General features: G+C 60.8%; 9 protein-coding genes and 2 pseudogenes. 3 read left to right on the top strand and 8 right to left on the bottom strand.

All coding sequences use genetic code 11. From position 1 onward, the window contains the following. Both AC04SG_RS25595 and AC04SG_RS25590 read right to left on the bottom strand, forming a co-directional pair. Window positions 1-66, bottom strand: a pseudogene (locus AC04SG_RS25595) (type II toxin-antitoxin system RelE/ParE family toxin); the annotation flags it as partial. 199 nt (window positions 67-265) lie between these two features. Next, window positions 266-886 (bottom strand): annotated as a pseudogene (locus AC04SG_RS25590) (winged helix-turn-helix domain-containing protein); the annotation flags it as partial. A 332-nt stretch (window positions 887-1,218) separates the two neighbouring features. Between AC04SG_RS25590 and AC04SG_RS25585 the strand changes: the two are divergent. Next, the gene (locus tag AC04SG_RS25585; protein WP_488553306.1) at window positions 1,219-1,821 is read left to right on the top strand and encodes a DUF924 family protein; all 603 of its coding nucleotides are present in this window, start codon (window positions 1,219-1,221) and stop codon (window positions 1,819-1,821) included. A gap of 176 nt (window positions 1,822-1,997) precedes the next feature. On the opposite strand, the gene AC04SG_RS25580 is transcribed toward AC04SG_RS25585, so the two are convergent. Next, the gene (locus AC04SG_RS25580) at window positions 1,998-2,150 is read right to left on the bottom strand and encodes a hypothetical protein (RefSeq protein ID WP_488553305.1); all 153 of its coding nucleotides are present in this window, start codon (window positions 2,148-2,150) and stop codon (window positions 1,998-2,000) included. Window positions 2,151-2,518: 368 nt separating this feature from the next. Here AC04SG_RS25580 and AC04SG_RS25575 point away from each other — a divergent pair, with 368 nt between their 5' ends. Beyond that, entirely contained in the window at window positions 2,519-3,160 is a 642-nt protein-coding gene (locus AC04SG_RS25575) for a peroxiredoxin-like family protein (protein WP_436261908.1), read from the top strand. A 190-nt stretch (window positions 3,161-3,350) separates the two neighbouring features. Here the strand turns inward: AC04SG_RS25575 and AC04SG_RS25570 are convergent, their stop codons facing one another. From AC04SG_RS25570 to AC04SG_RS25560, 3 genes are all read right to left on the bottom strand, one after another. Continuing rightward, complete coding sequence (locus AC04SG_RS25570) at window positions 3,351-3,965, bottom strand: acyl-homoserine-lactone synthase (RefSeq protein WP_488553304.1); 615 nt, start codon at window positions 3,963-3,965, stop codon at window positions 3,351-3,353. A 66-nt stretch (window positions 3,966-4,031) separates the two neighbouring features. Then, window positions 4,032-4,760: a LuxR family transcriptional regulator gene (locus tag AC04SG_RS25565; RefSeq protein WP_488553303.1), complete on the bottom strand. Its 729-nt coding sequence runs from the start codon at window positions 4,758-4,760 to the stop codon at window positions 4,032-4,034. A gap of 168 nt (window positions 4,761-4,928) precedes the next feature. Continuing rightward, entirely contained in the window at window positions 4,929-5,195 is a 267-nt protein-coding gene (locus AC04SG_RS25560; protein ID WP_477345231.1) for a helix-turn-helix domain-containing protein, read from the bottom strand. 127 nt (window positions 5,196-5,322) lie between these two features. Between AC04SG_RS25560 and AC04SG_RS25555 the strand changes: the two genes are divergently transcribed. Then, window positions 5,323-6,660 (top strand): threonine synthase, encoded by a 1,338-nt coding sequence (locus tag AC04SG_RS25555; RefSeq protein WP_488553302.1) that lies wholly within the window; start codon window positions 5,323-5,325, stop codon window positions 6,658-6,660. Here AC04SG_RS25555 and AC04SG_RS25550 read toward each other — a convergent pair. Both AC04SG_RS25550 and AC04SG_RS25545 read right to left on the bottom strand, forming a co-directional pair. Further along, window positions 6,655-7,728 carry a PLP-dependent cysteine synthase family protein gene (locus tag AC04SG_RS25550; RefSeq protein WP_488553301.1) on the bottom strand — a complete coding sequence of 358 codons (1,074 nt, stop codon included), beginning with the start codon at window positions 7,726-7,728 and terminating at the stop codon, window positions 6,655-6,657. The two genes, AC04SG_RS25555 and AC04SG_RS25550, sit on opposite strands and share 6 nt — an antisense overlap. Then, window positions 7,722-8,660, bottom strand: coding sequence for a GHMP family kinase ATP-binding protein (locus AC04SG_RS25545; protein ID WP_488553300.1), 939 nt, complete (start codon window positions 8,658-8,660; stop codon window positions 7,722-7,724). Before AC04SG_RS25545 ends, AC04SG_RS25550 begins: the two co-directional genes overlap by 7 nt. Window positions 8,661-8,720: the final 60 nt, after the last annotated feature.

Raw genomic sequence — 8,720 nt, 5'->3', positions numbered from 1 at the left:
TATCACCGACAGTGCCATCTCCTCTCGACGCAGCGGCGTTAGACGGGCATTCTTGTGGATGTTCATTCGGACCCTCCGATGGATGCTGAAGCGTGGTAACTCCAGTCTCCTCGGTCCGGTCCGAATGGACAACCTCCCGAAAGCTCACAACTAGAGTGGTGCGCGGAGATATCGAAAGGCGAAGCGCGTCCGCGACCTCGCGAGCAACCTGATCCTGGATCGCGAAAATGTCGGTAAGATCGCGATCGAACCGCGTCGACCAGACCTGCGAGCCATTTGCGGCGTCGGCCAGCTCTACATACATGCGCAGCCTCTGGCCGGAACGCTGCACGCTTCCGGTCAGCACGAACCGGACCTCGAGATCGGCGCCGACTTTTCTCACGTCAATGTTCCGGTCGCGATAAGCAAAGCTCGAGTTGCGAGCGATGACCGACAGTCCCGGAACCTTGCCCAAGACACCGATGATTTCTTCCGCCAGGCCGTCGGCGAAGTAGGCTTGCTCCTGGTCTTCGCTCAGATTGAAGAAGGGAAGAACCGCCACCGACGGCCTCTCGCTGAGCGGCGAGGCAGGACGGCCAGAGACGTCGGGCGATGCAAGGCGATATCCGATGCGGGGCACCGTTACGATGACGTCGCCGTGAGAGCCCTTGCCGAGAATCTTCCTTAGCGAGGCAACCTGTACCGAAAGGTTGCTCTCCTCTACGGCTCGCCCTTCCCATGCAGCATCCATCAGCTCCGATTTGGTGAGAATGTCGCCGCGGCGGCTCAGCAGGGCTGCAAGGAGACGGGAGCCTCGAGAACCGAGCGACCATGTTTGGCCGTTACGGCGGACCGATTCCGTCGCCGGATCAAATTCCAGATCGCCAATATTCAAGCGCGGGTGCATGTCGCCGGTCGACCTTGCTGGCTCACTTTTCGGAAGTATTTCGGATCCTCTTCGATACTCGATCCACGCCCTCAGGCCAATCTCCCATGATCATCGATAAATAAAGGAGGAGGCCCCGATGTTTCCCTACGTTTGGCGTGCCCCCTTCGCCGAACTTGCACTGCTCCGTGACCAGAGTGCGCTGCAAAGAAGGACAATAGAAGCCCAGCACGGGGCAGCCATGGCCCCATCGTCATGCTTGCTGCTGGCGATCCTCTTCAACTTGGCAACGGGCGCGCTGGTGGTGGCGCACTGGATCTTCCAACCCGCATCAATCGAGAGGAGTTCATCGGATGGACAAAGCGGATCTCAGCCACATCTACCAGTTCTGGTTCGGAGGACAGCCCTGCACTGAGGCCACGGCAGGCGAGCGCGTCCGGTTCTGGATGGAACAATCCGACGAGACCGACAAAGTCATACGTCGAAGGTTCGGTCACTTGATCGCTGCAGCCGCTGGACAAACGTGGGACCCGGAGCAACTGAGCCGTCAGGAAGCGATAGCGCTGGTCGTTCTTTTCGACCAGTTTCCACGCAATATCCACCGCGCCAGTGCCGAGGCATATGCCTACGATCCGCTCGCTCGAGATCTCGAGAGGACAAAAGTTGCGGATGGATGGGAGACTTATACGACTCTCGAGCAATTCACACTGGGCCTTCCTTTCGTGCACCACGAGGACCTAAACGACCAGAACTACATCCTGGGCCTAGCCGAAGGCAGGCTGGTGGCGGCGTCCGTCGAATCTCGGCTCCTCTGGCAGCCGACTGTCGACCAAATCCGGAAGCATCGCGATATTATTGCGCGCTTCGGTCGCTTTCCACATCGGAACGATGTCCTCGGGCGCCAGTCCACGGTCGAGGAAAGGGCGTTCTTGTCGAGGTGCGGGAGAGGCTTCTGACCAATCCGCTGTCGCCGAGCCAGGTTAGCTTCCCTAGCCACTCGGGCTGCATTGGGGCCCGGGCATTTGATTAGCCGGCACGCGACAGCGGCACGGCAGCGTCGACGAGGCGACAGGTTCAAGGAGAGCAAGCAGCAGCATCGAGAAGAAAAATCGGCAGCTTGCCATCCTCGAAGTCAGGACGGATCTCGACTCTCAGGGAAGAATCTCCGTAACCAGGCATAGCCGACGCGCTCCTGATCTTGAACGGCAGCTTCGCGCCGCATGTCGGCTGAGGTGATCTTCGCCTTTGCCCGATAGCGGACGTTGCCGGCGACCACCTTGGACATCTTATTGCGCCATTTCCAGACATTTCCGACGCTTTTCAGGAGCGGACCTTCGCTTATCGTCCGGAACCGACCCGTTGACGACCTTGGGCATTGCAGACTTGCACCTCCAAATCGAGGTCGGGAACCTGACCTTCAGCGCAAGAGCATTCGGGAGTGCGCTCGCGTGGTCATTCACCACATTTGGCGGCCCCCGCAGATGCTTTTTCGTGTTATGATGGGCTTGCAACGCGTAATCTCGACGTCGGCAATATGGCAGAGGTCGAACGCTATTGCCTTGGCACAGGAAGCTTTCGTCCCCAGCACTTGATTGCCTCCGAAACGCTGGGTGTGCAGCTTTGCCTGACTGACCCGAGGCGAGGAGGTTGTCCATGTCCACGAATAGTGTTGACCGCCCGCTGCAGCCGGGCGACCGGGCACCGAATGTTGTGCTCAATGCGATCTCACGCGAAGGCAAGATCGCGCTCGATGATTTTCAAGGCCGTAGCCCGTTGTTGATCGGCTTGTTCCGAGGCCTGCACTGTCCGTTCTGCCGGCGCCATGTCGCGGCGATGGCGCAACTCAAGCCGGCCCTGCGTGAGAAAGGCGTCGAATGCCTGGCGGTGGTCAATACGCCGGTCGAGCGGGCGCGGCTCTATTTCCGTTACCACCCGGCACCCGATCTTCTTGCCGCATCCGACCCGGAGCGGGCCTCGCACCGTGCTTTCGGCTTGCGCGAGGTCGGGATGGACACGGTCATGGCGATACGGATCCATCTCCCGGGCGAGTTGCCCAAGCCTATGGACGTCATGGCAATGGACGAGTTTCTTAACAAGAAGGAAGGATATGAGATGACGGAAGCCGATCAGCAGGCGATGGCTTCCGGCTCGGGGCAGCTTGTCGGTCAGTTCCTAATCGACCGGGCGGGCATTATACGCTGGAACTTCACTGAAGTTCTGGAGGATGGCATCAACACCTTCAGAGCGCCGAATCCCGAGGAATTGATGTCGGCAGCTTCCCAAGTTGCACATTAATAGGCTGCGGAAATGGGCTGCTGAAAACGCGCTCGACGGCCGACGATGCCCGCGCGACCTGAATGTCCGCTCTTGAACATATGCAGCCCTCAGCTGCCGTTCCGCTCTCGGCCCAAAATGGTCGCCGAATAGTTCTACAATTCGCGATCGATTGGCGGTCTCCGGCTGGCGAACTTCAGCTGGCGATGGGCTAGATCTTGTCGGCAAGTAGGACGCCGCTGATGCCGTAGGCGCGGCGCGTCTGTTCAACAGCCTCTGGCGTGACATCGATCAGCAGGGCGATGATGTCGCCGTCGGGATGTTCAAGAACTTCGCCGAGCTCGATCAGCGTCCAGCCAAGCGCGCGCAGCCGTTTTGGCCAGAATGTCTCGCACACCACGCTGATCTGTCGAATCCCCAGGCTTTGCGCAGTCTCGAGCAGACCGCAAAGAACCAAGCCAGCGATCGGCGACGGGGCGCCTTGCGTGCGAAGCGATGGAACGACGAAGAAACGCGTCCATTCGAAGATTTCCGCCGCTCTCGGAGGCCTGCCGCCGGCAAGGCCCGGGAACACTTCGCTCATGAGATGCGGCTCCAGCGTCGGCACGAGGCGGGAGCCGCCTACGATCCTGCCATTGGTATCAAGCGCCAGAACATAACGCGTATGCTCGTTGTCGAAGGCGTCGATCTCGATGTTGATCGGCCGTGCGACGTCGCGCCAACGCCTGTGCTTGACGTAAATCTCGTACCGTATCCGAAAGTAGCGCTCCAGAACTTTCCTGTAGTGCTTCCTATTATCCCAAGTGACCAGATGTATACGAACCATGACGCCTCCAGGCGGAGGGTCGTAGGAAAACGGACTTGCCGTACGTATGACGGTATTCAGGTATTGCTAAATCTGGATTTCCTGCCGTCGCAGCGCCTTGACGATGGCGTGCGCGACATTGATCGCGTCGAGCTTTGCTCGAATGTTGCGCTGATGGCTTTCAACCGTGTTCCTGGTAACACCGAGGATACAAGCGATGTCATCGGTGGATTTGCCTTGCGCGCTCCACTCCAGGAGTTCGCGTTCACGCGCCGTCAAGGGCGTGGGCTCATCGCCATCACCGGGTGTTCCCAGCCCTGAGAGGCTTCGAAAGGTATGCGCGCAAAGCGTCTCGATAAGAGGCATGGCGCTTGCCGGAACTTCGATCCGGTCACTCGCCATCGTGACGACGCCTGGCCCGGCCAATGGAAGATGAATTGGGACGCAGATGCCTTCTTTCATCCCGAACTCGGCCGCCTCGTCCATGACGAGCTTCGCGCGTGGAACCAGCCTTGCGGTCGGCAGCTCGGCCCAGCGGAAAGGCTGGGGCGAGTGCCGACACTGGGCGACACAAGGATCGTACAAAAAATATTCCTCGGTGACGTAGCGACGATGCCATTCAGGAGACCAGCCATCGGCAAGAATTTCACGCTGCCAGTCCGTTCCGTGCGGCACAGGCAGTCCGGTGATCAGAAAATTACGCAATCCATAGCGCTCCATGGCGAAGCGGAACTCCTGAAGGATTGCATCGGCCGACCGCGCAGTATCGATCCTTGTGATCGCCGCAAAAAGGTCGACAACAGTTTCGTTCTCCATTGGAAGACCTCAACCACAGTCAGGCCCTACCCCGCGGAACAACCTATGGCTGTCTAGACACCGCCTTCAATGGGACATGCATCGAATGTACACTACAGGAGTCAATCACGTATCACAAAGACGAGATAAGTGAAAATCAAGCCAGCAGTGCATTGTGGAAGTCTGGCTTCAATCGGTCGACTTTGAAGCGGCCGGTTTCGTCACCCGAATAGCTCGCTTATTTGCCGCGCTTGCTGAAACCAACTCTTGTGGCTCGACATTCAACGCCTTGGCTAAAATCTCGACTGTATCCAGCGTGGCGTTGCGCCGCCCGGCCTCGACGCTGCTGATATAGGCGCGCGTACGGCCCGAAACGAAAGACAACTGCTCCTGCGAGAGTTTTCTTTCTCTGCGAAGCCGCTGCACGTTCAGGCCAAAAACGCCGCGAAGTTTCATCGAACAACGGATGCTACGACGCGCACTATGGTGCGACACACTATAGTGCACATTCCGCATTGACAGCTGTGCTGTTGGCTGTTTGAACCAACAAGCGAATTCATCGTTTCCCGGACAAGGAATAGCCATGACGAGCCGGCCGTTTCGCGACCTCGCGCACGACGTGTCGGCGCATTCCTCAGGCGAGATTAGCCGTCCCGGTATGGACACAAGCCAGCTCCTGGAACTCGTCTGCATCCGATGCGGCGCTTCCTACCCCGCCGATGTCACAATCGACTCCAAAGGATGCGCGCGGTGCCAAGACACCGCGCCGGCAAATCTTCGCCCGGTCTATGCGGACCCGCGGTCTCCCCTCTTGGCCGGCGCCACCAGTTCGCGCTCGCTGTGGCGTTTTGCGCATATGCTGCCTTGTACAGAAGCGGAAGCGGTGAGCCTCGGCGAGGGGCTGACACCGTTGCTGGCCGCGCCGCGCATCGGTGCGTTTCTCGGCGTGCCGGATCTTGCAATCAAGGACGAAGGCCGGAACCCGACCTGGTCGCACAAGGACCGCTTCTCGACCATCGCGGTCAGCGTGGCGCGCGCGCGCGGCGCGAGAATTGTCGCCACCGCCTCATCGGGAAACGCCGGCGCTTCGCTGGCGGCCTACGCTGCCCGCGCGGGGTTGAAATGCATCGTCACCACTTTTGCGGGATCGGCCGGCGCGATGCTGGCGCAGATCCGCAAATATGGCGCAACGGTCCTGCCCTTGGTCAGCAAAATGGACCGATGGTCGCTGCTTGAACAGGCAGCGGCCCGTTACGACTGGTTCATCGCATCGCCCTATCACGGTCCGGTCGTCGGCAGCCATCCACTCGGCATCGAAGGCTATAAGACGATCGCCTATGAGATCGTCGAGCAATCAGATGGCACGGCGCCAGACTGGTGCGTCCTGCCGGTCTGCTATGGAGATGCGTTGTCCGGTGTGTGGGCCGGCTTTTGCGAGCTGTTTGCGCAAGGGTCGATCACGCGCCTGCCTCGTCTCGTCGCAGCGGAGGTGCATGGGTCGCTGACGGACGCTCTGGCCAGCGGCGCCGATGCGTTGAGTGAACGCAAGATGCTGTTCGACAGCCTTGCCGTATCGATCGGCACGCCGCGCAGCACCTTTCAGGCGCTGAAGGCCCTGCGCGAATCCGGCGGGCACGCCGTCCCCGTCAGCAATCACGGCCTGATCGCGATGCAGGAGCGCCTTGCGCGGGACGAAGGGATCTTTGCCGAGCTGGCGTCGGTCACGCCACTGATGGCGATATCGACATTGAAGGCCCAAGGTGTCATCGCAGCCACGGACCGTGTCGTGGCCGTCGTGACAGCCAGCGGTCTCAAGGACCTCGATCGGTCCGCGGGATCGAACGAACACGATCAGGTCTTCCAGACGACGGACGATGCCTGGCGCTGGCTCGACAAAAACGGGCTGGATCTCGTTTCATAGATTTTCCGCCGCACCGGCAACCGGTGGCACTTCGCTTGCTTCGCACGTGTTCAGCACATCGTCGAGACTGCGACGCAGCCAAAGAAAGCGCGTCCATTGCGTTTCTGCGGCCGGTGCGATGGTGGTCAGCGTCCTTGGCTCGGACAGTTCCTTGCAGGGCCAGCCAGGCAGCGCGCTGAGCCATTCGTCATTGTAGACAGTCTCGGCATGGCGATGGCCTTCGTCAGGCATGATGACCGTCACTTGCGCATCCGGAAGGGTCGTTGCAACCCATTGCGCCACCAACGCGGCGGCGCCGCTGGTCGGCCCCATGAAGAGGCCGTGCTCGCGCAGCAAACGATGCGCGGTCATGTAAGCCGGATAGGCGCCAACCCAATGGATCTCGTCGACAAGCTCATGCCTGACATTTTTAGGAAGCACGCTGTTGCCCAGGCCCCGCAGCATGCGTTTGCCGACGGGCTGTCCGAACAGGATGCTGCAATGGGTATCGACGGCAAACACCGTCAGATGCGGAAAGACCGTTCGCAAAAAGGACGCGGTGCCGCATAGCGAGCCGCCCGTACCGACGCAGCCGACGAGGCAGTCAACCTTGCCCATTGCCCGGATGAAAAGTTCGGCCAGCCGCGCATAGGCAAGCCAGTTGCCCGGACTATCGTATTGGCGGGTCCAGAAGCCGTCCGGCTCGTTGGCCAGGATTTCCTGGAGGCGCTCCAGCCGGCCAGGCTGATTGCCGTCGCCGCGCGGATCGTCGAGGGCGATGACCGTGGCGCCGATGCGCTCCAGGCGGGCTTTGTATTTGGCATCGATCAGCGTTGAAGCGGTGACGAGCGTCAGGCGATAGTCACGCGCCGCCGCCAGCAGCGCGACCGCCATGCCGAACGTGCCCGACGTCGTCTCGACAATGTGGGAGCCTGCCTTCAGTTCGCCATCCGACGCTGCGCGATCCAGAATGTAGCGGGCCGGCATCAGCTTCATCAGCGGAAACGCCGCGGCCACGAGATTTGGCGCCAGGCGCGCAAGGCGCGGGGTCTCCAGGTCCCTGAAATAGTCCACGTCGAGGGTCACCATGTCCAGCCCTCCGCATTGACCAGATGGACCTCGACATCCTTGAAGCCGGCACGTCTTATCTGCTGCGCGACCAGGGCCGCCCGTCGCTTCAGATTCGATGCGAAAAGATCGAAAATCAGGCCGAACAACGAACCGCTATGGGCGACTTGCACCCCGCAAGCCCCGGCTCGCCGGGCGATTTCGGCGATCTCGCCGAAGCCCTGTTTCGGCAAGTGCCGTTGACTGATCAGGGCGCTGGCCGAGGCGGCGCGTCCAAGAAGATAGGGATCCTGGAGGCGAACCGCCCGCGCCACCAGCGCCCTAAGCACGCCGAATTCCTGGATTTCGGCACTATCGTAGCGTGCGGGCGGCAGCTGCAATGTGTCGACCGGAACCCCGCCATTTGCCTTGAACCCGACCAGAAGCAGCGGCGGCAGGGAGCCTGCGAAATTCTCGATCACCGTGCCTTCGCGTTGCGCGAAAAGCACTGCGTGATCGTCGAACGCGATCGCGTCGCTGGCGCGCTCGGCAGCCACGGCCAGACGCCCAATACTTGACGGCCGCAACTGGACGTCAACGGCCGCGGCGACAGCGCGAATGGAAGCGACAACGTCAGCCGTCGATGAGCCGTAGCCGTGCCCCACGGGAATTGCGCTTTGAAGCGTCAGCTGGCCGCCGCCGGTGACGTTCAAGAAATCGAGCGTGAGCCGCGCGGCGGCCGACGCCTTGACCTTGTGATCGGGGTGGACAATGACCGCATCGTCGTCGCTCCTGGTAAAGCGCGCCTCCGACCTCAAGCCGGCAATCGGCAGCGTCACGAGCCCGCGATGAAGGCGCCCGTCATTATCCTTGAAGACGCCCTGGATGAGTTCGCCGTGATGCGCAATCGCCACCGCCGTTCCAACCGGCGACCGCAGCGCTTCACTGCCCATGAGATCGCCGGCCTCGGCCATTTTCATTTCCCCCCCGAGCTTTTTAGCCACGCGGGAAGATGGCACCGACCATTGCCAGCC

The organism is Mesorhizobium sp. CNPSo 4684 (assembly GCF_057784315.1).
The sequence above is the reverse complement of the archived record's forward strand: the minus strand, read 5'-3'. Positions and strand labels throughout refer to the sequence as shown.

Bases quoted from the DNA above. Each gene is read 5' to 3' on its own strand.
- AC04SG_RS25585 (WP_488553306.1), top strand. From the start codon at position 1,219: ATGGACAAAGCGGATCTCAGCCACATCTACCAGTTCTGGTTCGGAGGA.
- AC04SG_RS25575 (WP_436261908.1), top strand. From the start codon at position 2,519: ATGTCCACGAATAGTGTTGACCGCCCGCTGCAGCCGGGCGACCGGGCA.
- AC04SG_RS25570 (WP_488553304.1), bottom strand. From the start codon at position 3,965: ATGGTTCGTATACATCTGGTCACTTGGGATAATAGGAAGCACTACAGG.
- AC04SG_RS25565 (WP_488553303.1), bottom strand. From the start codon at position 4,760: ATGGAGAACGAAACTGTTGTCGACCTTTTTGCGGCGATCACAAGGATC.
- AC04SG_RS25560 (WP_477345231.1), bottom strand. From the start codon at position 5,195: ATGAAACTTCGCGGCGTTTTTGGCCTGAACGTGCAGCGGCTTCGCAGA.
- AC04SG_RS25550 (WP_488553301.1), bottom strand. From the start codon at position 7,728: ATGGTGACCCTCGACGTGGACTATTTCAGGGACCTGGAGACCCCGCGC.
- AC04SG_RS25555 (WP_488553302.1), top strand. From the start codon at position 5,323: ATGACGAGCCGGCCGTTTCGCGACCTCGCGCACGACGTGTCGGCGCAT.
- AC04SG_RS25545 (WP_488553300.1), bottom strand. From the start codon at position 8,660: ATGGCCGAGGCCGGCGATCTCATGGGCAGTGAAGCGCTGCGGTCGCCG.
- AC04SG_RS25580 (WP_488553305.1), bottom strand. From the start codon at position 2,150: ATGTCCAAGGTGGTCGCCGGCAACGTCCGCTATCGGGCAAAGGCGAAG.